Here is a 25009-nt window from a genome sequence, read left to right on the forward strand (position 1 = left end):
GCGGTGCGCGTCGACTTCTACCAGCTCGGCGCTACCCCGATGGAGCAGGTCATCGCCAGCCTGTCGGAGAAACTGCTCAGGGACGACGAGCGGCTGCTGGTCGTCGCCGATGACGAGGCGCAACTGGTACGGCTCGACCGGCTGTTATGGGACCAGGGCCCGACCAGCTTCCTGCCCCATGGCCTGTCCGGCGGAGCCGACGACGCGCGTCAGCCGGTGCTGCTGTCCGCCAGCGCCGACAACGCCAACCGCGCCCGCAACCTGCTGATCGCCGACGGGCACTGGCGCGACGCGGCCCTGTCCTTCACGCGCGCTTTTTACCTGTTTGACGAGGACACGATCGGCGAGGCTCGCAAGGCGTGGAAGGCCTTGGGCACGCGCGACGGGGTCGAACGCCATTACTGGGCCAACGAAGGCGGCCGCTGGAACGAGAAGGCCAGCGGCTAGCGGGTCGGGTAGTTGGGGGCTTCCCGCGTGATCGACACGTCGTGGACATGGCTTTCGGACAGGCCGGCGTTGGTGATCCGGACGAAACGCGCGCGCTTCTGCAAGTCCTCGATCGTCGCGGCGCCGGTGTAACCCATCGCCGCCTTCACCCCGCCAACCAGCTGGTGAACGATCTCGCGAACCGGGCCCTTGTAGGGCACCTGCCCTTCGATCCCTTCGGGCACCAGCTTCAGCTGGTCGGCCACGTCCTGCTGGAAATACCGGTCGGCCGAGCCGCGGGCCATCGCGCCGACCGAGCCCATGCCGCGATACGACTTGTACGCCCGCCCCTGGTACAGGAACGTCTCGCCCGGCGCTTCCTCGGTCCCGGCCAGCAGCGATCCGACCATTACCGTAGAGGCTCCCGCGGCCAGCGCCTTGGCGATATCGCCGCTGGTGCGGATGCCGCCGTCGGCGATCACCGGCACGCCGCTTTCGGCCGCGGCCTTCGACGCTTCGATGATCGCGGTCAGCTGCGGCACCCCGACGCCGGCAACGATCCGGGTGGTGCAGATGGAGCCCGGCCCGATGCCGACCTTGATCGCGTCGGCCCCGGCCCCGGCCAGCGCCCGCGCGGCTTCGGCGGTGGCCACGTTGCCGGCGATGACCTGGACCGAATTCGAGATGGCCTTGACCCGCTCGACCGCCTTGCCGACTTCGATGTTGTGACCATGGGCGGTGTCGATGACGATGCAGTCGCAGCCCGCATCGATCAGCGCTTGCGACCTCTCGAAGCCCTTGTCCCCGACCGTCGTCGCCGCAGCGACGCGCAGCCGGCCCTCGGCATCCTTGGTCGCATTGGGGGCGGCGACGGCCTTTTCGATATCCTTGACGGTGATCAGCCCGACGCAGCGGCTATCGTCGTCGACCACCAGCAGCTTTTCGATCCGACGCTGATGGAGAATGCGCATCGCCTCCTCCTGGCTGGTGCCGATCCGCACCGTGGCCAGATTGTCGCGGGTCATCAGCTCCGAAATCGGCTGGCGCATGTTTTCGGCGAAGCGAACGTCGCGGTTGGTGACGATGCCGACCAGCTTGCCCGACTGTTCGACCACCGGGATGCCGCTGATGCGGTGGGTCTTCATCAGCTCCAGCGCTTCGGCCAGCTTCTGGTCCGGGCGCATGGTGATCGGGTTGACGACCATGCCGCTTTCGAAGCGCTTGACCGCACGCACCGCCGCCGACTGCTCCTCGACCGACAGGTTGCGGTGCAACACGCCGATCCCGCCCAGCTGGGCAAGGGCGATCGCCATGTCGGCTTCGGTCACCGTGTCCATCGCAGAGGACAGGACGGGGATATTCAGCGGTATTTCGCGCGTCAGGCGCGTGCGCGTATCCGCCTGGCTGGGCAGGACGGAGGATTCGAGCGGTTGCAGGAGCACGTCGTCGAACGTGAGCCCCAGCGGGATGTCGGATGCGTTTTGGAGGTCGGCCATATCGGCCCATGGCAAATGACGCGCGATTCGCCAAGGGCGTAGGGCCGAACCCCTTACAGGACCGCCAGGTGCCGGTTGTCGAAGGCCTGCGAATAGTCCTTGGCGATTTCGACCTTGCGCTCCATCGCTTCGAGGATCGGCACGGAGAAGTCGACGCCGGCCAGGCGCGAGCAGCTGCCGAGGTTGCCGGGCGAAAAGACGTTCACCTCGAGGATCTTGTCGCCGACGATGTCGATACCGACAAGAAACATGCCGTCCGCAACCAGTTTCGGCCGGATCAACTCCGCGACCTTCAGTTCGGTCTTGCCGATCTCCACCGCTTCGGCGGTCCCGCCGGCGTGGATGTTGGACCGGATGTCGTCTTTCGACGCGACCCGGCGCAGCGCGGCATACTTGCCGTCAATCTGCAGCGGAACGCCATTCATCAGGAAGAGGCGGATGTCGCCCTTCTTCGCCGCCGGCACGTAGGCCTGGGCGATGATGTAGCCGTCGCGGCCGATCGCCTCGATCATCTGGTTGAGGTTGGATTTGGCGGAATCGTCCAGCTTGAACACCCCCGACCCGCCGGACCCCTGCAGCGGCTTGAGGATGATGTTGTTCTTATGCGCCTTAGCGAAGGCCTTGATGTCGGATTCGTTCTTGGTGATCAGGGTTTCGGCGCGGGCTTCGGACGGGAAGCTCTGGAAATAGAGCTTGTTGATCGCCCGACCGAGGCTGTCGGGATCGTTGAGGACGATGACACCGCGCTTGGCGGCTTCGCGGCCGAACAGGATACCGACTTCCATCGCCCATGGCGTTTCGGAATCGATCGACGGATCGTTGCGCAACATCAGAACGTCGACTTCGGAAATGTCGACCGGCTCCAGCTTGCACTTGGGCGATTTCAGTTCCGCGAAAAACTCCTCGCGGTCCTTATACTTTTTCTGCGCCGGGAAACGGGCGTGGCCGCACAGGCTATCGTCGGGCTGAAGCACGAAATCGTGCGGCGTCATGTAACAGACGCGGTGGCCGCGCATGATCGCCTGATGCGCCAGGACAGTGGTGGTGTAGCCCGGATATTCACGTTCCAGGTCGTTGATGAAAAATGCGATCAGCAAGGCAGTCATTCCAGTTCGAGTAAGCGGTCGAAGGTCTCGCCATGGCGCAGGCGGTCGATGCGGCGTTGCGCCCCCTCCCGGCCAAGGAACTCGGGAACGAACACCGGCGGATGAAGAAGCCCGCGCTCCAGCAGTTCGTCCACCGCCTCGACATGTTCCGGAGCGATTTTACCAAGCCAGAACGCCTCGAGAGAGTGACCGGTTGCGACGCGTCCGATGATTTCGAGGAAACCCTTCAGGTAGATGGCGTCCTTGGCCAAACCGCCCGACCGATAGACGCGCGCGGTGATGTTGAACGCGCTTCGGCGGGCAAAGCCGCAGTCGCCGTTAAGTAGCCGATAGACGTCGACGAAGGTCGCGCCCTTGGTCATTGCCTCGACCGCGAGAACCCGGCCGGCGAGCAGCCGCAGGCGTTGCACCGTGAGCCCGCCGACGGCCCATTCGGCGAACACGCCAAGCCCTTCCTGGATGCCTTCGTAATGCGCCAGCCCGGTGCGGAAGATCGACATCCCCTGCGTCGCGCCATTGAAGTAGGTCAGCAGGTGAACGCTGACTTCATGCGCCAGCAGCGGGTCGAGCCGGTGGTCGGAAATACTGGTGTCGCTGGCGATCATCAGCTTGTCGCCGGACACGAGCAGGCCGGACACGTCGTCGCGCACTTCGACCTTGGCCTGAAAACGCGGATCGGCATTGCGATAATAAGCGATCAGTTCGCGCGCCTTGTCGGCGATGGCGTGCGCCTCAACCGACTTCGTGCGGATACCGGCGGGCTTCAACTCATCGAGGATGTTGTGCGCCGCAGCGAGCAGGTCTCCGCCGACCGGCCCGTACAGCATCATCGAGGCCGGGCGGAACGCCTGCGTGCTGCGCGTCTCCAGCATCGTCAGCTGCATGTCGATCTCCCGCCGCTTCTCGCGCAAAATCCGTTCAAGCAGCAGGTCTTCGACCACGCTGAGGTCGATGGCGTACAGGTCGCGCTTGACGGTGTCGGGATCGACGGTCAGCGGCCGGTAGCGGAAGTCGGGTTCGGCCTGCGCGCCGCCGGCGAAGAATTCGTCGCGCGCCTCGGCCGTGTTGATCGGCGAGATCGACAGCAGGAAATCGTAGCTTCGGGCAAGAGTATCGAGCTTCTTGTCGGCCTTGAGTGCCGCGGCGAGGATCGCGCTCCGCCCAAGCGCGCGATGGTGCGGCGGCGTGCGGTCGGAAACCGACCCGACGAAAGCCGAAACCGCGCACAGCAGGGATTCCGAGAAAGCCGCCGCCAGTTCGTGCTCGACCTGCGGGTAAAGCTGTCCGTCCGGGGAACGATGGACCTGCGGCACGGTTAGTGTCAGCCGGTCGCATTCGTCGTCGCACGCCAGCATCGGCTCGCCCGGATCGACGATGGTGATGTCCGGATTGCGGAAGTTCACCTTCATCACGCCGAGCGATTTCTTCAGCGCGTTGAGCGCCGCCTGCCCGCTCTTGCCCCCGGTCGCACCGATGGCGACGTCGAAGGATGGCAATTTGGGCGAATCCTCCGCCAATTGCTCCTGGTGCTCGTCATGCAATTCGATCACGAGCACGCGCCCGACTTCGCGATGCAGGCGGTGCAGCACGGCCTCCAGCGCGGACTCGGCCTCGTCGCGGTCGGCCGGCGACCAGATCAGATAGGCGGGGCTGTTGACCGCCACTTGCCGGGCCAGGCTGTCGTCGGGATTGTCGGTGCAGTTGAGCACCAGCAGCGGCAGCCAGCGGTCGATGTGCACCCGCCCGCTGGTCGCGAACGCCTCGCGCAGCTCGCCGCGCGGGCCGAAGCTCAGGACGTCGGAATCGGAAACCAGTTTCGGCCGGGGCCTCGCACTCACGCGAGCAGCTCCTCGCATTTGTCGGCGGTGAAGCGGATGAAGCGGCGCATCGCGTCGAGCTCGGCCTCGTCCGGCTGCCCGCTCCATTCGTCCATGAAGAACTTCTTGAACTCGAGCGCGATCGCGCAACCCTGCTGCGGATAGCGTTCGTGAATGAACCTGGTCTGCGCGCCCTTGCCCTGGAACGCGACATTTTCGCGCACGTCGAGCTTGCGGCCGTTGAAGTCGAAGCCGGCCATCGCTTCCATCAACGGGTCGAGCAGGAACGCCCATTGCTCGCGTGGCATTGAAAAGGTGCCGATGTTGATGTCCGGCGCCTTGTCCTGCGGCGTCGGATCGGCATCCGCGCCATCGCGCCGGTAATTGTAGCTGTGGACGTCAATGACGACGAACTTGTCGTGCCGCGCCGCGACCCCGTCGAGCAGGGCGCCGAGCATGCGATAATATTCGGTGTGCAGCGCCAGCGATCTGGCCACGAACGCCTCGCTTGGTTCGGCCTTCCATACTTCGAGGCCCCAGCTTTGCTCCGGCGTTCGATAGACCGCCTCCGCAGCCTCGCGGTTGAGGTCGAATTCGAACCGCGAAAGGTGAGCGATGACGTGGGTTTCGACGTCCTGGACCGACTGGCCGGTGAACGGGTCCTCTTCGCGCAGGCGATCGAGATCGGACAGGGCCATCGCCTCTGCCGCTTCGGGGCGCAGGCCGTGGCCGTCGTGGATGGCCGTGGCGATGATCGGGCCGGGACCCTGCTGGACGGTCCACCAGCGTTCGATTGTGCGTGCCATGGTCCCATAGCGCATGGGGACCGGATCAGTTTCGCCCGCGGAATTTTCTACAGCACGTCCCGGGCAGCGGCGATCCACCGGCGGGTCTGGTCGCTGGTATCGGTGGGTAGCGCATCGAGGTCGAAGGCGCGCACGTCCTGCACTTCCAGAGTCCAGCGCCGCGGCTTGAATGCAACGTCGCGGACCAGCACCAGCGAACAGGTATCGCGCCGGAAATCCGTTTCTTCGACAAGGTCGCAGACGGCGTCGGCGCTGCCGTGTGCGTGCATGCCGATTTCTTCGCGCAATTCGCGCAAGGCGGCCTTCACCGGCTCCTCATCGGCCTTGCGGCCGCCGCCGGGCACGCGCCAGCCGGGCGCGTAGCGCAGCTTGACCAGCACCAGCTGGCCCGCCGGGGTCAGGGCGATCGCATGCGCGCCAAGCGTTTGCGGGCGGCGGACGAACCACCAGCCGGTACGCATTTTCTGAACCGCGGTGAGCGCGAGCCGGAGCGCGCCGTCGATGAGCGTCTTCACGCGTTGCCAAGCAGGCGTTTGGCCGCGTCGATGTGCATTCGCTCGATCATTTCGTCTTCGAACCGTTCCGCTCCGCCGTCATAGACGGCAACAAGCCGCCGCGCGCGTTCCAGTTCCCCCTCGCCGGGCGCGAAGGCCCGGTTGCAGGTTTCGATCTGCCGGGGATGGATCAGCGTCTTGCCGTCAAACCCGAGCGCGCGGCCCTGGCCGCATTCGGCGGCCAAGCCATCGAGGTCGTCGAGCTGGTTGTAGACACCGTCGAACGCGGCAATGCCCGCAGCGCGGGCGGCCAACACGATCATCTGCAGGCTCGCGGAGATCCCGTCGCGGCTGGCGCCATCGGGCACGCGCAGGTCGGCACGCAGGTCGTTCGTGCCGGCGATCAGCGCCGCGCATGCGGGCGCGATCTCGGCCGCTGCAAGCACGCCCGTGGCAGTCTCGATCATCGCCAGTAAAGGCTTCGACACCGCCCCCGCGACTTCGCGGGCAAGATGCGCGGACGATGCGCGCGGGAGGACCGCGAACGCGGCCTTCGACTGCGCCACCGCGTCGATGTCGAGCGAATGCCATTCGCTGCCCACGCTGTTGATCCGGATCGCGACGGGCATCGGCCAGTCACCGGCGACAGCCTCCACGGCGACATCGCGCGCGCTGTGCTTGGCGTCCGGTTTCACCGCGTCTTCCAGGTCGAGAATCACGAGGCCGGCGGCGGAATTTCGCGCGTGGTCGATGGCCCGCGGATTGGACGCTGGCAGGAAAAGGACCGAGCGGACGGCTTCAAGACTGGTCATGACCCCGATTTTCCTTCCGTTCGCGCCCCTCACAAAGCATCATGGGCCAAGACACAAGCGGGGAATGACATGCTGGTTACCCTAATGAGCGCAATCGCCGCCCTGGCGCTGCTGTTCGTGATCATGAGCGTCAAGATCGTCCATCAGGGCTATCGCTTCACGATCGAACATTTCGGGCGGTTCGTCCGCGTCGCCGAGCCCGGCTTCAACTTCGTCCCGCCCTTCTTCTACCGGGTCGGGCGGCGCATCAACATGATGGAACAGGTGCTCGACATTCCGGGGCAGGAGATCATCACCAAGGACAATGCGATGATCGGCGTCGACGGCGTCGTCTTCTTTCAGGTGCTCGACCCTGCCAAGGCGGCTTACGAAGTTAGCGACCTGTATTCCGCTATCATGGCCCTTTCGACCACCAACCTGCGCACCGTGATGGGGTCGATGGACCTCGACGAAACCCTGTCCAAGCGCGACGAGATCAACGCGCGGCTGCTGGCCGTGGTCGACGAAGCGACCGAGGCGTGGGGGGTCAAGATCACCCGCGTCGAGGTGAAGGACATTCGCCCGCCCGCCGATATCGTCAACGCGATGACCCGGCAGATGAAGGCCGAACGCGAAAAGCGCGCGCAGATTCTGGAAGCCGAAGGGTCGCGTCAGTCGGAGATCCTCCGTGCCGAGGGCCAGAAGCAATCGCAAATCCTGCAGGCGGAAGGCCAGCGCGAGCGGGCTTTCCGCGAGGCCGAGGCGCGCGAGCGGTCGGCCCAGGCGGAAGCGACCGCGACCAAGGTCGTCAGCGACGCCATCGAGGCCGGCAGCGGTCAGGCGATCAACTATTTCGTCGCCCAGAAATATGTCGAGGCGCTGGGCAAGTTCGCCACGTCGCCCAACGCCAAGACAATCCTGTTCCCGGTCGAGGCGACGCAGCTGATGGGCACGCTGGGCGGGATCGGCGAGCTGGCCCGAGATGTATTCGGCGAGACCAAGGCGCCGGCCGATCCGGCCAAGCCCGCGACGAAAGCGCGTATCCCGAGGATCGAAGGCTGATGCTGGACGACATTGCACCGGGCTGGCTGTGGGCGATCGGCGGGATCGTCCTGCTGGCGCTCGAAATGGTCGCCCCGGGCGTGTTCCTGTTTTGGATCGGCATTGCGGCGATCGTCACCGGCCTCTTCGCCTTGCTCTTCCCGATCGGCATTGCCGGGCAACTGGGCCTGTTCGCGATCTACGCGCTGCTGGCGGTGTTCGCCGGCCGCCGCTTTTATGCGGTCAAGGGCGACAGCCAGGTCGACGCCCGGCTCAACGACCGCACCGCGCAGCTGATCGGCCGGCGCGTGCTGGTGGTCCAGCCGGTGGACGAGGACGGTGGCCGGGTCCGCGTCGGGGACAGCGAATGGAGCGCCCGCGGCGGCCCCGCGCAACCCGGCGACAAGGTCCGCATCACCGGGGTTGAAGGAAACTGCCTAATCGTCGAGTTTGAACGGCAACTGCCCGCGTCCTGATCCGGAGAACCGTCCCCGTGAAGCCCCACCACAACCGCGGCCTGCATCGGCTTGCCGCGCTCGCTGTCCTTGCGCCCGTCCCGCTGCTGTCCGCGTGCATGCAAAATGCGGTGATCACGCCGATGCCGGCGGCGGCCGTGCCGGTCGCAGCCGCCACTCCCCCCGCCACCGTCCACACCGAAGCTGAAGCGACCGCCCTGCTCGACGCGATGGCGGAGAACCTGCTGCAAGTGTTCCCGGAGCGCGCGACGACGCAAGGGATCGACACCGGCGCCCGCGCCGCGCTGCGCTCTGAATTGACCGACCTCAGCCCGGCTGGACAGCGGCATATCGCCGACGTCCTGCGCGCTGACCTGGCGCGCGCACAGGCGTTCGACACCACGGGATTGAGCTTCGAGACGCGGACCAACTTCGAAGTGGTGCGCAGCGCCTACGCGACGGCGCTGGAAGGCTATCGTTTCCCGTTCGGCGAAGTCGCCGTGGGCAGCTGGCGCAACGCCCCCTACGTCGTCATCCAGAACGCCGGCGCCTACCTCGACGTGCCGCGCTTCCTCGATTCCGATCATCCGGTGAAGACGGCTGCCGACGCGGAAGCCTATCTGTCGCGCCTGCAAGCCTTCGCCCGCCAGCTGGACGGGGAGCTCGAGCGCCTTCGGTCGGCCCGCGCGATGGGCATGGTCCCGCCGCGCTTCCTCATCGACAAGGCGCTCAAGCAGCTCGACCTGTCGGCCAAGGGCGCGCGCTCGGGCGGCGGCCTGGTGGACTCGCTCGCCTCGCGCGCGAAGAAGGAGAACATTCCCGGCGACTGGGCCGCGCGGGCCCGGACAATCGTGACCGGCGAAATCGCCCCGGCGCTCGAACGGCAGATCGCCGAGCTGCAGGCCCAGCGCGCGGTCGCCACCGACGAAGCCGGCATGTGGGCGCGGCCGATGGGTTCCGATTATTACCGTTGGGCGGCGAAAGCCTCGACCACGACGACGATGAGCCCGGACGAAATCCACCAGCTTGGACTCGACACGCTGGCCCGCTTGCATGCCGAGGAGGACGTCATCCTCAAGCAACTCGGTTATGCCGACGGGCCGGTCGGCGAGCGGATGAAGAAGCTGGCCAAGGACCCGCGCTTCAAGTTCGCCGAGACCGACGCGGGGCGCAAGGAACTGATCGATTTTCTCGACCAGCGCATCGCCGCCATCCGCGCCAAGACTCCGGAAATGTTCAACACGCTGGTGCGCGGCAATGTCGAAGTGCGGCGGCTTCCGCCCGAGGAAGAGGAAGGCGCCGCCGGCGCCTATGGCGGCGCGGGCTCGCGCGACGGCACCGTCCCCGGGCGTTTCTGGATCAACCTTAAACCCGGGTTCGACCATCGCAGGTACAACCTGCCGACGCTGACCCATCATGAGGCCATCCCCGGCCACGTCTGGCAGGGCGAATATGAGCACAAGCTTCCGCTCATCCGCTCGCTGCTCAGCTTCAACGCTTACTCCGAAGGCTGGGCGCTTTATTCGGAACAGCTGGCGGACGAATTCGGTGTCTATGCCGACGACCCGGTCGGGCGGCTGGGCTATCTCGACTCCATTGCCTTTCGCGCCGCGCGGCTGGTGGTCGACACCGGCATCCATCACAAGCGCTGGACCCGCCAACAGGCCCGCGACTTCTTCGACCAGGCGCTGGGCGATCCCAACGAGAGCGAGGTCGACCGCTACCTGAGCTGGCCGGGCCAGGCGCTGGGCTATGAGATGGGGCACCAGGAGATCGACCGGCAACGCACGCGCGCCAAGACCGCGCTTGGCGACCGGTTCGACATCAAGGCGTTCAACGACACGGTGCTGCTGGGCGGTAACGTGCCGCTGGACGTGCTGGCGAAAAACGTCGACGCCTATATCGCGCAGGTGAAGGCGCAATGAGGAGGGCAGTGATGAAGCGGGTCAAACTGGCGGTCGCCATGATCGCCGCAGCGGTGCCGGCGGGGGCCGTCGCGCAGCAACCGGGCGAAGCCGTGCTGTACAGCAGCACCAATTTCCGCGGCTATGCCTATCGCATGTCGGGGGCGACCCGGCCGATCGACCCGGCGTTTGTCGCCAAAAGCATCAAGATTCCCGAGGGCCAGAGCTGGGAGCTGTGCAGCGGCAACACGTTCACCGACTGCAAGCAGTTCAGCGGATCGGACAATTCGACCATCATCAGCGTGCGTTCGGCGCGTCCGGTGGCGCCCGTGCTGACCGAAACGCAGGTCAACGCCACCATCGCGGCCGGCGGGCAAGCGTCGCTGCGCGGCTATTCGAGTGAATTCTTCATCGTCCCCGGCGACAACGGCAACCGCATCGAGGTTGCCGGCGGGACGGCCGAGGCAATGACGAAGGCAGCGGTGGAATTCTGCCGCGCCAAGGGTTGGCGCAACTCCCCCTACGCGCGCCTGCAGCGGCTCGAAGGCCGCCACTTCCTCGCCGACGTGCTTTGTACCGACAGCGATTAGGGCTTCGGCTTTCCAGCCAAGGCGGCAATCAGGCTTCGACCGGCTGACGCGGTAGGCGTAGGCGCAGGAGGCTCAAGCCTGCAGCGGCCGCCGCCGCGATCGAAGCGGCCAAGAGCAGGCCGGGCCCGGCCTCGACACCGGCCAGGTGAAACGTCGCCGCGACGGCGACCGCGCCGATCGTCTGTCCAAGCAGCCGAGCGGTCGCCAGCATACCCCCCGCCGCACCCGACCGCGCGACCGGCGCGGAGCTGATGATGGTCCGGTTGTTGGGCGACTGGAACAGCCCGAAGCCGGCACCGCATAGCGCCATGCGCCAGGCGATGGCGAACGCGCTCGGGTCCGGGCCAAGGCGGGCCATGCACAGCAGTCCGAACGCCAGCAAGCCTAGCCCGACGCCGCCGATCAGGCCCGGACGGATGCGGTCGGCCAACCGGCCGGCGAACGGCGCGACGATGCCCAGCGCGATCGGCCATGGGGTCATGAGCAGGCCGGTTTCAAACACGCTCTTGCCCATCACCGACTGGAACAGGAACGGCAGGGTGACGAAGGTCATCATTTGCGCTGCAAAGCAGACGGTCGATGTGGCGATGGACATGGAAAAGTTGGGGTTACGCAGCAGGTCGACCGGGAACGACGGCGTGGCCGAGCCGCGTTCCCGGCGGACCAGCAGCACCCCGGCGCCGACGCCCGCTGCGACCATCGCGAGTCCGGCCCAAAGGCCGCTTCGGGTGGCGGTTTCCGCACCGAACACGATGAGACCCATCGTCGCCGCCACAAGAGCAGCTGCCAACGGATCGAAGCGCCCGCCGGTGCCGACGGTCGCCGGCAGGGCGCGATACCCCAGCACCATCGCGGCAAAGCCGAACGGCAGGTTGATCAGGAACAGCCAGGGCCAATCGGCAACGCTGAGGATGGCGGCTGCAAGCGTTGGCCCGGCAGCAGCGGAAATCGACAGGACCAGCGCATTGTAGCCGATCCCCCGGCCAAGCATGGAAGCCGGATAAGTCGCCCGCACTAGCGCAGCGTTCATGCTCATGATGCAGGCCGCGCCAATCCCCTGGAACACGCGCGCGGCGATCAGCAATTCGAGGTTGCCGGACAGGGCGCAGGCCAGGGATCCGACGATGAACAGCGCCAGGCCGGGAATATAGACCCGCCGATACCCGATCCGGTCGCCAAGCGCGGCCAGCGGCAGCAACAGCATCGTGATCGCAAGCTGGTAGCTGTTGATCACCCATACCGAGGTCGCCGGAGAGGCGCCGAGCTGGGCCGCGATGGTCGGTAGCGCGACGTTGGCGATAGCACTGTCGAGCACTGCCATGGCCAGCGCCAGCCAGATAGCCGCGGCGGACCAGTAGCGTTGCGGTAGGGGGAGCCCGCTCGAAGGATCGTTCTTGCGGGCCGTCACGCGATACCGAAAGATTCGCGCGGGCGAACGTTCCCGCTAGCTCGGGTCGACCAGCTTCAGGTACAATTCGCGCAAGTGCTTTTGTGGCACTTCGGCGGGGGCGTTCATCATCAAATCTTCCGCTTTCTGGTTCATCGGGAAGAGGATGACCTCGCGGATGTTGGGTTCGTCCGCCAGCAGCATGACGATCCGGTCGATGCCCGGCGCGGAGCCGCCGTGCGGCGGGGCGCCGAACTTGAAGGCGTTGATCATGCCGGAGAAATTTTCGTCCACCTCAGCCTTCGAATAGCCGGCGATCTCGAACGCCTTGTACATGATGTCCGGGCGGTGGTTCCGGATCGCGCCGGACGACAGCTCCACCCCGTTGCAGACGATGTCATATTGCCAGGCGAGGATATCGAGCGGGTCCTTGCTTTCCAGCGCGTCCAGCCCACCCTGCGGCATCGAGAAGGGGTTGTGGCTGAAGTCGATCTTCTTCGCCTGCTCGTCATATTCATACATTGGGAAATCAACGATCCAGCAAAAGCGGAACGCGCCCTGTTCGATCAGGTCGAGCTGCTCGGCGACGCGGGTCCGCGCTGCGCCGGCCAGCTTGGCCGCCTCCGCTTCCTTGCCGGCCGCGAAGAAGATGCCATCGTCAGGGCCAAGACCCATTTCGTCGGCCAGCTTGTCCATGCCTTCGGTGCCGTGGTTCTTGGCGATGGGGCCGCCCCATTCGCCGCCCTTGCGGGTGGCGTAGCCAAGGCCGGCATAGCCTTCGCCGCGGGCCCAGTCGTTCATGTCGTCGAAGAACTTGCGGCTCTTGTCGGCAGTGCCGGGCGCCGGGACCGCGCGGACGAAGCCGCCGCCATCGACGATCTTGGCGAAGAGGCCAAAGCCCGATCCGGTGAAATGCCCGCCGACGTCGTGGACCAGCAATGGGTTGCGCAGGTCCGGCTTGTCAGAGCCATATTTCAGCATTGCTTCCTTGTACGGAATGCGCGGGAAGGCGCCCTGGGTGACCTCGCGGCCGTCGGCAAATTCCTCGAACACGCCGGCCAGCACCGGCTCGATCGCCGCGAACACGTCGTCCTGCGTGACGAAACTCATCTCGAAGTCGAGCTGGTAGAATTCGCCGGGCGAGCGGTCGGCGCGGGCGTCTTCGTCGCGGAAACAGGGCGCGATCTGGAAGTAGCGGTCGAAGCCGGCGACCATGATCAGCTGCTTGAACATCTGCGGCGCCTGCGGGAGCGCGTAGAATTTGCCCGGATGAACCCGGCTGGGCACCAGATAGTCGCGCGCGCCTTCGGGGCTGCTGGCGGTCAGGATCGGGGTCTGGAATTCCGTGAATCCCTGGTCGATCATGCGCCGCCGGATCGACGCGATGACCGCCGAGCGGAGCAGGATATTGGCGTGCAGCCGATCGCGGCGCAGGTCGAGATAGCGATAGCGAAGGCGGGTCTCCTCCGGATATTCGGCATCGCCCGCCACCGGCATAGGCAGCTCCGCGGCGCTCGACTGCACCTCCACCTCACGCGCGACCAGTTCGATCTCGCCGGTCGGCAGCTTCGGGTTCACCGCCTCACCCGAACGGGCGACGACCTCGGCCGTGACCGTGATGACCGACTCGACCCGCAGCGAATCGAGCAACCCCTGCACCGGATTATCCTCGTCGGCGACGATCTGCGTGATCCCGTAGTGGTCGCGCAGGTCGATGAAGAGCACCCCGCCGTGGTCGCGGCGGCGATGGATCCAGCCGGACAGGCGCACCGTCTTGCCGACGTCGGCGGCGCGCAGTTCGGCGCAATTATGGGTGCGGTAGGCGTGCATGATGGGTCAGCTTCCGAAGGGTGTGATAGTGCCGGGGAATTCGGTGGAGCGCTTCGCCAGTCAGCTACCACTTTGTCAAGGCGTCAGGGCGCGCTATGGGCGCCGCAACACTCATGAAAATTCACCCCTTAATCACCCAGACCGCCCCGCTTACCGAACTGGTCGAGCGGTTGTCGAAGCACCCGTTCGTCGCCGTGGACACCGAGTTCATGCGCGAAAACAGCTATTGGCCCGAACTGTGCCTGATCCAGATCGCGTCCACCGAGGAAGCGGCGGCGATCGATCCGCTGGCGGAAGGTCTCGACCTCACCCCCCTGCTCGACCTGCTGGTCGACAATCCCGAAGTGCTGAAGGTCTTCCACGCCGGCAGCCAGGATCTGGAGATTATCCATAACCTGACCGGCAAGGTGCCCGTGCCCCTGTTCGATACGCAGGTTGCGGCGATGGCCTTGGGGCATGGCGAACAGGTGGGATATTCGAACCTGATCGAATCGATGCTAGGCCACAGTCTCGACAAGGGCGCGCGCTTTACCGACTGGAGCCGGCGGCCGCTCGACAAGCGACAGATCGATTACGCGATCGCCGACGTCACGCACTTGTCCAAGGTCTTCCCGCGGCTGCTCGAGAAATTGAAGAAGACCGGGCGCGGCGGCTGGCTGGACGAGGAGATGGAGCGCCTGTCCGATACGTCCAGCTTCGCCTTCCCGCCGGAAGACGCGTGGAAGCGGTTGCGGCTGCCCAGCCGCAACCCGGCGGTATTGGGGCGGTTGAAGGCCCTGGCCGGCTGGCGCGAGACCGAGGCGCGGACCAAGAACATTCCGCGCGGCCGGATCGTCAAGGACGATACGCTGGTCGAACTGGCCGCTCATCCGCCCAAGAAGCAGGACGATCTGGGCAAGGTTCGCGGCCTGTCCGCGGGTTGGCGCACCAACGATATCGGCGTCCGGCTGATGGAGGCGCTGGCCGTTTCCGAGCCGCTCGGCCAGGACGAAATGCCGTCCAAGGAGCCACGCCGCCCGGGTTTGACCAAGGACGCCGCGCTGGTCAGCGACCTGCTCAAGCTGCTGCTCAAGATTCGGGCCAAGGAATCGGGCGTCGCGCCGAAGCTGATCGCGCGCAGCGACGATCTCGAATCGCTCGCCGCCGGGGTGCGCGACCTCAAGATGCTGTCGGGCTGGCGGTTCGAGGAATTCGGCCGCGATGCCCTCGACCTGGTCGAAGGGCGGCTTGGTTTCGCGATCGAGAACGGCAAGCTCAAGATGAGCCGGCTGGCGGAAAAGGTCGAAGAACCGACGGCCTAGCCGTCGATCGTCCCCGCATCGATCAATGCCTTGCGGACCGTCGGCAGGCTGAGCCGCGCCCGTTCCGCGATCGCGAAGCGGTCGACGATCTCAACCGCCCGTTCCGCCGTCCAGTAATCGCGGTGCAGCCGCTCGGCCATGAAACGCAGCGCCTCGCGCGGGATGTGCAGGCCGCGGTCCGCGAAATGCAGTTCGATCAGCGCCTGGAACATCGCATCGTCCGGGTCCTCCACGCGGGCCACTGGCGTCACCGCGATACGGGTGCGCAGGTCGGGCAGCGCAATGTCCCAGGCGGGAGGCACCTGGTCGACGATCATCACCAGCGGCCGGCCGCTTTCCTGGGCCGCGTTCCAGGCGTGAAAGAGCTCTTCCTCGTCGGCCCGCTCCGCCTGGTCGACCAGCTTTCCCTGCACGCGCTCGACGAAGCTGCGCGCCAGCAAGCTGCGCCCCGAACGGCGCGGACCGGTCAGCAGGGTCGCCTTGACCGGCCACATGCTCCAGGTGCGGAAATGATCGAACGCGGCCCGGTTGGCAGGCGTCACGATCAGGCGCGAATCCCCCTGGCTTTGCGGCCAGTCGAGCGGGAGCGCGATTTGCTCCCTGCCTGCGCTCACCCCAGTTCCGCCCGTTCGGACGACCCGGTGGCGGGCACGCGAAGGGCCGCGGACGGCTCGGTCTGGTTGGCCGGAGCCTGCGGCTGCGTCGGCTGCGGCTGCGGTTGCGCGGGCCGCTGTTCCGCCGGCGGTTCGGGCCGCCGGACGAACAGTCGAACCTGGCCGCCGCTGACTTCGGCGCCCCATCCGCGAGAGGTGAGGATCGCGACCAGCCGCCCGACATCCCCGCGATAGCTGACGTTGAAGTAACTGGTGTCGCCAAGCGCAATGTTGAGTTGGTCGACCCTTGCAACGCCCGGCACGGCGCGCAGGTGGGCAAAGGCACTGTTATACGTTGCCGCGTTGGGAGCGGTGACGCCGATGCGATAGGTCGTAGGCGCGGCCTTCGCCTTCTTCTCCGCCACTTCCTCTTCAAGCGGTGGCGGCGGCGGTTCGGGCAGGTTGAGGCTCGAATCACGGGCCAGCGCGCCGGCGTCGTAAGCTGTCGTGAACAGCGCATCCATCTGCTGGACCCCGCGCTCCATCATTTGCGGAATGGCGGCGCTGTTCGGGGCGGTAAGTTCGAATCCGCCGACGATTTCGCCGTCGGGCCCGTGGCGCGCGATGAAGCGCGCGCGCGCCGGCCCGCCGGGATACAGGCGGTGAACGTTGACCTCGGCGACGAGGATGTCGGCTGCACCGTACAGATCGAGGATATTGCGCCACCAGCCGCGGCCGGGGCGACGCGCCTGCGCGGCGTTGATGAGCAGCGGATCGACGCCCTGCCCGCTAACCCGGACATAGTCGATGGCGCTTTGCGACGTGCGGAACTGGGCCCAGGCCCGCTGCCACGGGTTGCGCAATTCGAGGCTGGTTGCCGAACCGCCGGTAATCGTCACCGGGATCAGCAGCATCGGTTGCGACCGGCGGGTCTGCCCGCCGATGCCCAGCAATTCGCCTGCCCGCGCCCGGTCGAACAGGATGCCCAGATCCGCGATGTACCGATTTGGGCCGATCTGTTCGCGTTCGACGATGATCGAGGAGACAATCGTGTCGAGCGTCGCGTCCGACAGGTTCGGTGCCTGCGATTCGGGCAGCTTGTGGCTCTTGGCCCACAGTTTCTTGAAGCCCAGCCGCTGCGCGACGCGCCAGCCGGCGTAGCGCGATTCCTGCGGGGTCTTGCCGCCGACATCGACGTGCAGCCCGCCGATCTCCAGCGTCCCGGAACTGTCGAGAGGCGGAATGCCGCGCTCGGTCGCCTCCATCTGCGCATAGACGCCCCCTGCGGCGACGATGCCGAGGAGCGCCAGGATTGCAGCAAGGAAAATCGGGCGGCGAGCCATTGCAGTGGGCTTTTGGCGAGAACGGCGTGGAAATCCAAGCGGCTTGTGGCTAGGCGGCTGCCCAATGGCAAAAAAGCCCCTCACTTATGCCGACGCCGGCGTGTCGATCGCGGCCGGCAATGCGCTGGTCAAGGCAATCGGCCCGCTGGCGCGTTCGACCGCCCGTCCCGGCGCCGATGCGGAGCTTGGCGGCTTCGGCGGCGTGTTCGATCCCAAGGCAGCGGGTTTCAAGGATCCGTTGCTGGTCGCAGCCAATGACGGGGTCGGCACGAAGCTCAAGCTGGCGATCGACCTCGATAACCATGCCGGGGTCGGCATCGATCTGGTCGCCATGTGCGCAAACGATCTGATCGTGCAGGGCGCCGAACCGCTCTTCTTCCTCGATTATTTCGCGACCGGCTCGCTGCGTCCGGACATCGCCGAAGCGGTTGTCGAATCGATTGCCGAGGGGTGCAAGCAGGCGGGCTGCGCGCTGATTGGCGGCGAGACGGCGGAAATGCCGGGGATGTACGCCGAAGGCGATTACGACCTGGCCGGCTTCTGCGTCGGGGCGGTGGAACGCGGCGAATTGCTCGACGGAAGCAAGGTCGCCCCGGGCGACGTCATCGTCGGGATCGCCAGTTCGGGCGTGCACAGTAACGGCTTTTCGCTGGTCCGGCGGATCATTGCCGACTCCGGCCTGGACCTGCACGACCATGGCGAAGCGCTGCTTCGGCCGACACGCATCTACGTCAAGCCGTTATTGCCGCTGGTCCGCGACGGCCTGGTGCACGGTCTTTCCCACATCACCGGCGGCGGCCTGCTCGAAAACGTGCCGCGGGTGCTGCCCGAAGGCGCGCGCGCCGAGATCGACGTTGCCACGTGGGACTTTCCGCCGCTGTTCCAGCTGTTGCAGGATGGCGGCGCGGTCGCGCCGGAAGAAATGGCGCGCACCTTCAACTGCGGGATCGGCATGGTGGCCATCGTCGCGGAGGCGGACGCGGACGCGGTCGTCGCTCGGCTGGAACAGGCGGGCGAGCAAGCCCGTGTCATCGGCACGATCGTCGCGGGCCAACGCGGCTGCACGGTCAGCGGTGCGGCCGGCAGCTGGGCGTCTTCCAAGGACTGGACGGCCAGCCACGATGCCTGACGCACGGCGGGTTGCCGTGCTCATTTCCGGGCGAGGCAGCAACATGCGGGCGCTGGTCGAGCAGGCCGACGGCTATGACGTCGTGCTGGTCGCGTCCAACAAGCCGCAAGCCGCCGGCCTTGCCTGGGCCGAGGGTCGCGGACTGGCCACCTGGGCCCTCGACACGCGCGGCGTTGCCAAGCCCGAATGGGAGGCGTTTCTGGACGAGGCGCTGGCCGACCATGGCGTCGGGATGATCGCGCTGGCCGGGTTCATGCGGCTGTTGAGCGGCGACTTCACCCGGCGATGGGCCGGCCGGATCGTCAATATCCACCCGTCCCTGCTGCCCAAGTATCGCGGGCTCGACACGCATAACCGAGCGATCGAGGCCGGCGACGCGGCAGGCGGATGCAGCGTTCACCTGGTGACCGAAGAGCTCGACGCCGGGGACGTCATCGCGCAGGCCGAAGTGCCCATCCTGCCCGGCGACGACGCGGACGCGCTCGCCAGCCGCGTGCTGGCGGCCGAACACCAGCTTTACCCGCGCGCTCTGTCCGCGTTCGTCAAGGCGAGCATCGCCTAGCCCCCAAAACTGGACAGCGCGGCTGAACTATGCCGCATTGTCGCCGATGCAGCCGCTGCACATCCTGACTACCGCCGTGCTGTTCCTGGCGGTTGCCGCGACGCTCGTGCGTGCCATCCTGCGACCGCACCGCGAGCCTGCGGCGCGCCTGGCCTGGGTGCTGACCATCATCGCCGTTCCAGTGATCGGCGTGCTCGCCTACCTGCTCGTCGGCGAAGCGCGGGTCAGCATTCGCCGCAAGGAACGCGGGCGGGAGATCGATCGCTGCCTGCCCCGCCCGCCCGGCGATTCGGAAGCGCACCGCACGCTGCAAGGTGGACCGCATTACGCGCCGTTCGCGCTGGCGCGGAGCATCAATGACCTCAATCCGGTCGGCGGCAATTCGGCGACTCTGGCCGCCGACAGCGTTGCAGCGGTCGACCAGATGTGCGCCGACATCGACGCCGCCCGATCGACCGTCCACGCCAGTTTCTACATCTGGCTCGACGACACCAGCGGCATGAAGATCCAGCGCGCCTTCATTCGCGCTGCCAGGCGCGGCGTGCAGGTGCGGGTCATCGCCGATGCACTCGGCTCGCGCGCGTTCATCGGAACGGATCATTGGCAGGAACTTTGCGAATCGGGCGCGCAGGCCCGCCGCGCCCTGCCCTTACGCAACGTGATCGAAACCGTGATCCGCGGCCGGGTCGACCTGCGCAATCACCGCAAGTCGCTGATTGTCGACAACCGCATCGCCTGGGTCGGCAGCCAGAACGCCGCCGACCCGGAATTCCGGATCAAGCCGCACTTCGCGCCATGGGTCGACGTGATGACGCGCTGGGAAGGACCGATTGCGCGGCACTGCCAGTTGCTGTTCGCGTCGGACTGGATGAGCGAGGGCGGCGACGACCTTAGCGGACTGCTGGAGGGGCCGGAGCCGGAGCGGACGGGCGATATCGTCGCGCAGGTCATCGGCACGGGACCGACCTTGCGCTTCGACGCGATGCAGACGGCCTTTGCCGAGCTGATTCACGCCGCGGAACAGGAATTGGTCGTCACCACGCCGTACTTCGTGCCGGACGAACTGCTGATGTATGCGCTAACCGCTGCGGCGCAGCGCGGGGTGCGGGTAGTGCTGATCCTGCCCAAGCGCATCGACAGCCGGATCGTAGCCGCGACGTGCCGCAGCTATTTCCTCGAGCTGCTGGAGGCCGGGGTGGAGATCCAGCTGTACACCCGCGGACTGCTGCACGCGAAGACGATGATCGCCGACAATCGGGTCGGGCTGGTCGGGTCGGCCAACCTCGACCGGCGCAGCTTCGAGCTGAACTTTGAAAATAACATCCTGTTCGCCAACGCTGTCTTCGCGCGGACGATGCGCAGCCGGCAGGACAGCTACCTTGCCGATTGCGTGCAGGTGACGGCGGACGAAATGGCCAACCGCAGCCCGCTAGACCGGCTGTGGTGCAACTTCCTGGCGATGATGAGCCCGCTACTCTGAACGTCAGTCGACCGGGTCCATCCCCGGCGGCGTGTAGGTGAATTCGGCGCGCAGACCGTCGGGATCGGGGATGAACAGCGCATGCGACCCGCCCAGCTCCTGCACCGGCTGGATATCCAGCCCGGCCTCGATCAACCGGTCACGCAGGCGGTCGACGGCCTCCACGCTGGGCATGGCCATGCCCCAATGGTTGAGGCCCGCTCCATAGCGTTCGTAGGGCGTCGTCCCCGGCTTTGCTTCCCCGAACTGGAGGAAGAAGCCATCGCCGTCGGTCCAGATACGATCGTTGACCTGGGTGAAGCCGGCGATGGGCAGGAGCGTCCCGTAATGGGCGCGGTACGCCGCCCAGTCGGAGACGAGGATCGTCAGATGATCGACCCGGACGCCCATGCGTCAGCCGACGATTTCTTCCGGCTGGAAGAAATAATCGATCTCGATCTTGGCGTTGTCGTCGCTGTCCGAACCGTGGACCGAATTTTCGCCGATCGACAGGGCATGTTCCTTGCGGATCGTGCCGTCCGCCGCTTCGGCGGGATTGGTCGCGCCCATGGCGTCGCGGTTGCGCTTCACGGCGTCTTCGCCTTCCAGCACCTGGACGACGACAGGTTCGCTGATCATGAAATCGACCAGTTCGCCAAAGAAGGGGCGGTCCTTGTGGACGGCGTAGAAACCTTCGGCCTGTTCCCTGGACATGTGGATGCGCTTCGACGCGACGACGCGGAGGCCCGCATCTTCCAGCATCTTGGTGACCGCGCCGGTCAGGTTGCGGCGGGTGGCATCGGGCTTGATGATCGAAAAGGTGCGCGTGACGGCCATGGCCGGACGGTCTCCTGCAAACGGGGGTTGGGATTGGCCGCAGCGCCTAGCGGCAGGCGCTGGTCGCGGCAAGTGCCGCGTCGAAGGCGGCGAGCCCGTCTGCTGAGGACAAAAGAAAGGCGGCGGCGCCTTCCGGCACCGCCGCCCTCTTCGACTTACTCGTTCGGCTTAGCCGTCGAGCGCGTCGGAAACGTTCGTGAACGTCGTGTTCAGCGAGGTGCCGATACCCGACATCGCACCGATCGCCGCAACGGCGATGAGGGCTGCAATCAGGCCATACTCGATGGCGGTCGCACCTTCTTCGTTCTTAATCAGCTTGAGAAACTTGGCCATTTCCGGTCTCCTCTAGGTTCCACTGGGAGGTAACTCCCCCACCTGCGCTCAAAGTGTTTCGCGTAGGTTGCCCAGAGGATTAGGCCCGAGACAGTTGAGAAACTCTTAAAGTGGCCGGTTTCGCGATTTTAACTTTTTGGCGGCGAAAAACCGGCTGTTAACTTCGCGCCGATACTATCGCCCGCGATGTTTGCTTCCGAGTTAATGTGGGCATCCGCCCGGCGCGAATTGATCTGGTGCGGGCCGCTTGCCGGCCTGACTGCCATCGGTTTCCTGTGCGCGCTGTGGATTACCGCCGGAACCGGTGTGTCGGCGGCGGACATCGTCCTCGAATATTCAAAAGCGACCGCGCTGCTCGGAATCCTTGCTCTGTGCGGGGCCGCAGCCGTGCTGACCCTGGTGTTCGCCATCCGCCGCGACCCGACGCCGCTGAAGACGATGGGCAAGGTCGCGGGCGCGCACATGCGCTCCCCGACGCTGGTGGCCGCATCGCTGATCGGTACAGCCTGCACGATCGTCCTGATGGGCGCGTTCGGCGCGATGAAGATGCTGTTGCCGCTCTATCGCGAATTCGACTGGGACGGCGCCTTTGCCCGTGCCGACCGGATGCTCCTTGGCGGGGTTGCGCCGTGGGAGATAACCCACGGCATCTTCGCCACTACCGCCGCGACGCGCGTGCTCGACGCCATCTATACCTTGTGGGTGCCGCTGCTGTTCTTCGCAGTGATCGTCGCGGCCTGTTCCAGCCCGGTCAAACGGGCCCGCTTCCTGCTAAGCTTCGGCGCCGCATGGCTGATCCTGGGCGTCGCGGGGGCCTATGGCCTTGCGTCGGCCGGCCCCTGCTACGCATTGTCGATCGGAGCCGACGGCGGGGCCGATTTCCAGCCGCTCATGGACCGGCTGCGCGGTGCCGGGTCGGGCGCGTCGCCGCTCAATGCCGTCATGTGGCAATCGACGCTGTGGAACGCGCACGTCACCGAAAATTACGGGTTTGCCATGGGCATTTCGGCAATGCCGTCGATGCACAATGCGATCACCATGCTTTATGCGCTCGCGCTGTGGAACGGGCGCCCGCTCTATCGTTACGGAACGGCGCTCTACGCGCTGATCATCCTCGTCGCGTCCGTGCACCTGGGGTGGCATTATCTGGTCGACGGGCTGGTCGCCTGGGCCGGCATGGCCGCGATCTGGTGGGCGGCGGGCGCCTATCTGCGGCGGGCTGGATATGCGGCGGCCGATCAGGCCATTGGCGAGCCGTCAGCCGAACCGGCGTCGGCACCCGCACTGGCCTAGCCTAGCCTATTTCTCGAACATCTCGCGCAACGCGTCGGCAATCTCGCGCAGCTTGCGCGTGCTCTCGCTCCAATCCTCCGGCAGCGGACTTTGCCGACTGTCGTCCGCCGGCGCGTCGCGGCCGGGGCGGTTGCGATAGTTGGCCGGCAGCGGCGGTCCGCGCTGACCGTCGATCGCCAGCGCGGAGGCCATGAAGTTGCGCCAGATCTTGGCCGGGGCGGTGCCGCCGGTGACCTTGCCCAGCGAACTGTCGTCGTCGCGCCCGACCCAGACGCCGACGACGAGGTTGCCGGCAAAGCCGATGAATAACGCATCGCGGTTATCCTGCGTGGTCCCGGTCTTGCCAAAGGTCGGAACGCGCAAGGCCGCGCGCTTGCCGGTCCCGCTGTTGGTCGCCGCCCAAAGGAGATCGAGCATCGGCGCCCGCTCGCGGTTGGCGGCGAGCTCTCCGCCCGGCGCGAACATGCCGGCGAACCCGCTGGCCTGTGGCGGCGGTTCGAGCAGTCCGCGCGGCTCGATCGGATAGCGGCCATAATAGATGGCGGCGTAAGCGGCGGTCAGTTCGATCAGCCGTACCCCGCCGGTGCCCAATGCGAGGCTAGGCTTGTCGGGCAACGTGCTGGAAATGCCGAGGTCGCGGGCGGCGCGGATGACGTTGGCGCGGCCGACCCGTTCGGACAGGCGCACGGTGGCCGCGTTGCTGGACCGGGCAAAGGCCTCGCGCAGCGTCATCTTGCCACGATAGACGCCGTCGCTGTTGGCCGGCGTCCAGCCGCTGATCGTGATCGGCTCGTCCTCGATAATACTGTCCGGCGTCCAGCCGGCGCGCAGCGCGGCCAGATAAACGAATAGTTTGAAGGCCGATCCGGGCTGGCGCAGTGCCTGCGTCGACCGGTTGAACGGCGTGTCCTTGTAGCTTTTGCCGCCGACCATCGCGACCACGCGGCCGTCGGGCCGCATCGCCACCAGCGCGGCCTGTGCATCGCCAATGCCGCCGCGGGTGACCGTGCGGACGGCAATCCGCTGCAGGTCCGAATCCAGCGTCGTCGGCACCCGCACCAGCCCGAATTCCGAAGCGAAACTGTCCTGCGCCTGCGGGACGACCCAATCGCTGAAATAGGTGCCGGACGGGATTTTTTCGGATTGGCGTACCGGCCGCGCCAGCTTGGCGTTGCGCGCGCGCTGCTCGGTGATCGCACCGGTCGACGCCATCGTCTTGAGAACGATCCGGCTGCGGTTCTGCGCTGCCTTGAGATGCTTGGTCGGCGCCAGCCGCGACGGCGCCTGCACCAGCCCGGCAAGCATCGCCGATTGTGCCAGGTTCAGATTCTCGGGCTTGCGGTCGAAGTAATGATCGGACGCAGCGCGCAGGCCGTACACACCGTCGCCGAAGTAGACGCTCGACAGGTAGCGCGAGAGGATCTCATCCTTGGTCAGCCACGCTTCGAGCCAAAAGGCGATGATCACTTCCTGCGCCTTGCGCTTCAGGCTGCGGTCGGAAGACAGGAAGCTGGTTTTGGCGAGCTGTTGCGTGATCGTGCTGCCGCCTTCGCGAACGCCGCCGGCACGCAGATTGGCCATCATCGCGCGCCCGATCCCGCGCGGATCGACGCCCCAGTGGCGATAGAAGCGGCGGTCCTCGACCGAAACGAAGGCGGCGGTCGTCAGCTTGTCGAGCTTGGCTGCGTCGACCGGTGCTTCCTTGATCGCGCCGCGGCGGGCGATCGGGCGCCCTTCCTGCGACAGGAACAGCATGGCCGGGTCCGGCAGGGGCTCGAGCGCCCGCGACAGGGGCGCGGTCAGGACCAGCCACAACAGGGTGAGAAAGAGGACGCCGAAGGTGACCAGCGCCGCGATCTTGCCCCGGCCCCATTGCTTCGGCCGCGTCGGCTCCTCGGCCTCCGGGCCCGGCGGTGTGGGCGGCGGCGGTTGGGGCGCGAACGGGTCCGGCAGTTCCTCGACGTTGACCCCGCCCCGCTTCCAGATTCCGTCGTAGTCGGCCACGGCCCTCGTCAA

The 25009-nt window shown here is 66.3% G+C and carries 24 protein-coding genes; 10 read left to right on the forward strand and 14 right to left on the reverse strand.

The features are described from left to right. Positions 1-3: 3 nt before the first annotated feature. Complete coding sequence (locus H8M03_RS04515; RefSeq protein WP_187480550.1) at positions 4-447, forward strand: DNA polymerase III subunit chi; 444 nt, start codon at positions 4-6, stop codon at positions 445-447. Here the strand turns inward: H8M03_RS04515 and guaB are convergent. Genes guaB through H8M03_RS04545 form a run of 6 tightly spaced genes read right to left on the reverse strand, consistent with a single transcriptional unit; the run spans position 444 to position 6957 of the window. Continuing rightward, a complete protein-coding gene (gene guaB, locus H8M03_RS04520) occupies positions 444-1922 on the reverse strand; it encodes an IMP dehydrogenase (protein WP_187480551.1) in 1479 nt (492 codons plus the stop codon). The two genes, H8M03_RS04515 and guaB, sit on opposite strands and share 4 nt — an antisense overlap. Positions 1923-1975: 53 nt before the next feature. Continuing rightward, positions 1976-3019: a glutathione synthetase gene (locus H8M03_RS04525; protein ID WP_187480552.1), complete on the reverse strand. Its 1044-nt coding sequence runs from the start codon at positions 3017-3019 to the stop codon at positions 1976-1978. Positions 3020-3024: 5 nt separating this feature from the next. Continuing rightward, positions 3025-4866 carry a peptidase MATCAP family protein gene (locus H8M03_RS04530; RefSeq protein WP_187480553.1) on the reverse strand — a complete coding sequence of 614 codons (1842 nt, stop codon included), beginning with the start codon at positions 4864-4866 and terminating at the stop codon, positions 3025-3027. Next, positions 4863-5651, reverse strand: coding sequence for an N-formylglutamate amidohydrolase (locus H8M03_RS04535; protein WP_222931898.1), 789 nt, complete (start codon positions 5649-5651; stop codon positions 4863-4865). Before H8M03_RS04535 ends, H8M03_RS04530 begins: the two co-directional genes overlap by 4 nt. Before the next feature lie 47 nt (positions 5652-5698). After that, positions 5699-6166, reverse strand: coding sequence for an NUDIX domain-containing protein (locus H8M03_RS04540; protein WP_187480555.1), 468 nt, complete (start codon positions 6164-6166; stop codon positions 5699-5701). After that, a complete protein-coding gene (locus tag H8M03_RS04545; protein WP_187480556.1) occupies positions 6163-6957 on the reverse strand; it encodes an HpcH/HpaI aldolase/citrate lyase family protein in 795 nt (264 codons plus the stop codon). Before H8M03_RS04545 ends, H8M03_RS04540 begins: the two co-directional genes overlap by 4 nt. A gap of 84 nt (positions 6958-7041) precedes the next feature. Here H8M03_RS04545 and H8M03_RS04550 point away from each other — a divergent pair, with 84 nt between their 5' ends. The 4 genes from H8M03_RS04550 to H8M03_RS04565 all read left to right on the forward strand — a co-directional run bounded on the left by H8M03_RS04550 (position 7042) and on the right by H8M03_RS04565 (position 10926). After that, on the forward strand, positions 7042-7998 hold the full coding sequence (locus H8M03_RS04550) for an SPFH domain-containing protein (RefSeq protein WP_425506862.1): 957 nt from the start codon (positions 7042-7044) through the stop codon (positions 7996-7998). Beyond that, a complete protein-coding gene (locus H8M03_RS04555; RefSeq protein ID WP_187480558.1) occupies positions 7998-8453 on the forward strand; it encodes an NfeD family protein in 456 nt (151 codons plus the stop codon). Before H8M03_RS04550 ends, H8M03_RS04555 begins: the two co-directional genes overlap by 1 nt. A 98-nt stretch (positions 8454-8551) precedes the next feature. Continuing rightward, entirely contained in the window at positions 8552-10357 is a 1806-nt protein-coding gene (locus H8M03_RS04560; RefSeq protein ID WP_187480559.1) for a DUF885 domain-containing protein, read from the forward strand. Positions 10358-10368: 11 nt separating this feature from the next. Then, positions 10369-10926, forward strand: coding sequence for a hypothetical protein (locus tag H8M03_RS04565; protein ID WP_187480560.1), 558 nt, complete (start codon positions 10369-10371; stop codon positions 10924-10926). A gap of 28 nt (positions 10927-10954) precedes the next feature. On the opposite strand, the gene H8M03_RS04570 is transcribed toward H8M03_RS04565, so the two are convergent. After that, positions 10955-12334, reverse strand: a complete 1380-nt coding sequence (locus H8M03_RS04570; RefSeq protein ID WP_222931899.1) for an MFS transporter — start codon at positions 12332-12334, stop codon at positions 10955-10957. 36 nt (positions 12335-12370) lie between these two features. Beyond that, on the reverse strand, positions 12371-14143 hold the full coding sequence (gene aspS, locus H8M03_RS04575; protein WP_187480561.1) for an aspartate--tRNA ligase: 1773 nt from the start codon (positions 14141-14143) through the stop codon (positions 12371-12373). A 113-nt stretch (positions 14144-14256) separates the two neighbouring features. On the opposite strand from aspS, the gene rnd reads away from it, so the two are divergent. Next, the gene (gene rnd, locus H8M03_RS04580; protein WP_187480562.1) at positions 14257-15444 is read left to right on the forward strand and encodes a ribonuclease D; all 1188 of its coding nucleotides are present in this window, start codon (positions 14257-14259) and stop codon (positions 15442-15444) included. On the opposite strand, the gene H8M03_RS04585 is transcribed toward rnd, so the two are convergent. Then, a complete protein-coding gene (locus H8M03_RS04585) occupies positions 15441-16058 on the reverse strand; it encodes an HdaA/DnaA family protein (protein ID WP_187480563.1) in 618 nt (205 codons plus the stop codon). The genes rnd and H8M03_RS04585 overlap by 4 nt on opposite strands. Next, a complete protein-coding gene (locus tag H8M03_RS04590; RefSeq protein WP_187480564.1) occupies positions 16055-17380 on the reverse strand; it encodes a heavy-metal-associated domain-containing protein in 1326 nt (441 codons plus the stop codon). The genes H8M03_RS04585 and H8M03_RS04590 overlap by 4 nt, the downstream gene beginning before the upstream one ends. 64 nt (positions 17381-17444) lie before the next feature. Here H8M03_RS04590 and purM point away from each other — a divergent pair, with 64 nt between their 5' ends. From purM to cls, 3 genes are read left to right on the forward strand one after another with little or no spacing between them, the layout of a single operon-like run. Beyond that, positions 17445-18509 (forward strand): phosphoribosylformylglycinamidine cyclo-ligase, encoded by a 1065-nt coding sequence (gene purM, locus H8M03_RS04595; protein WP_187480565.1) that lies wholly within the window; start codon positions 17445-17447, stop codon positions 18507-18509. Beyond that, entirely contained in the window at positions 18502-19071 is a 570-nt protein-coding gene (gene purN / locus H8M03_RS04600) for a phosphoribosylglycinamide formyltransferase (protein ID WP_187480566.1), read from the forward strand. Before purM ends, purN begins: the two co-directional genes overlap by 8 nt. Positions 19072-19117: 46 nt before the next feature. Further along, positions 19118-20551, forward strand: coding sequence for a cardiolipin synthase (gene cls / locus H8M03_RS04605; protein ID WP_187480567.1), 1434 nt, complete (start codon positions 19118-19120; stop codon positions 20549-20551). Between the two features lie 3 nt (positions 20552-20554). On the opposite strand, the gene H8M03_RS04610 is transcribed toward cls, so the two are convergent. From H8M03_RS04610 to H8M03_RS04620, 3 genes are all read right to left on the reverse strand, one after another. Then, positions 20555-20941 carry a VOC family protein gene (locus tag H8M03_RS04610; RefSeq protein WP_187480568.1) on the reverse strand — a complete coding sequence of 129 codons (387 nt, stop codon included), beginning with the start codon at positions 20939-20941 and terminating at the stop codon, positions 20555-20557. A gap of 3 nt (positions 20942-20944) precedes the next feature. After that, entirely contained in the window at positions 20945-21367 is a 423-nt protein-coding gene (gene ndk, locus H8M03_RS04615; RefSeq protein WP_187480569.1) for a nucleoside-diphosphate kinase, read from the reverse strand. Between the two features lie 168 nt (positions 21368-21535). Continuing rightward, complete coding sequence (locus H8M03_RS04620) at positions 21536-21700, reverse strand: Flp family type IVb pilin (RefSeq protein ID WP_187480570.1); 165 nt, start codon at positions 21698-21700, stop codon at positions 21536-21538. A 204-nt stretch (positions 21701-21904) separates the two neighbouring features. On the opposite strand from H8M03_RS04620, the gene H8M03_RS04625 reads away from it, so the two are divergent. Continuing rightward, positions 21905-22993: a phosphatase PAP2 family protein gene (locus tag H8M03_RS04625; RefSeq protein WP_187480571.1), complete on the forward strand. Its 1089-nt coding sequence runs from the start codon at positions 21905-21907 to the stop codon at positions 22991-22993. Between the two features lie 6 nt (positions 22994-22999). Here the strand turns inward: H8M03_RS04625 and H8M03_RS04630 are convergent, their stop codons facing one another. Beyond that, positions 23000-24997: a transglycosylase domain-containing protein gene (locus H8M03_RS04630; RefSeq protein WP_187480572.1), complete on the reverse strand. Its 1998-nt coding sequence runs from the start codon at positions 24995-24997 to the stop codon at positions 23000-23002. Between the last annotated feature and the right edge of the window lie 12 nt (positions 24998-25009).

Source organism: Sphingomonas sabuli (genome assembly GCF_014352855.1).
In the GTDB taxonomy this organism is placed as follows: domain Bacteria; phylum Pseudomonadota; class Alphaproteobacteria; order Sphingomonadales; family Sphingomonadaceae; genus Sphingomicrobium; species Sphingomicrobium sabuli.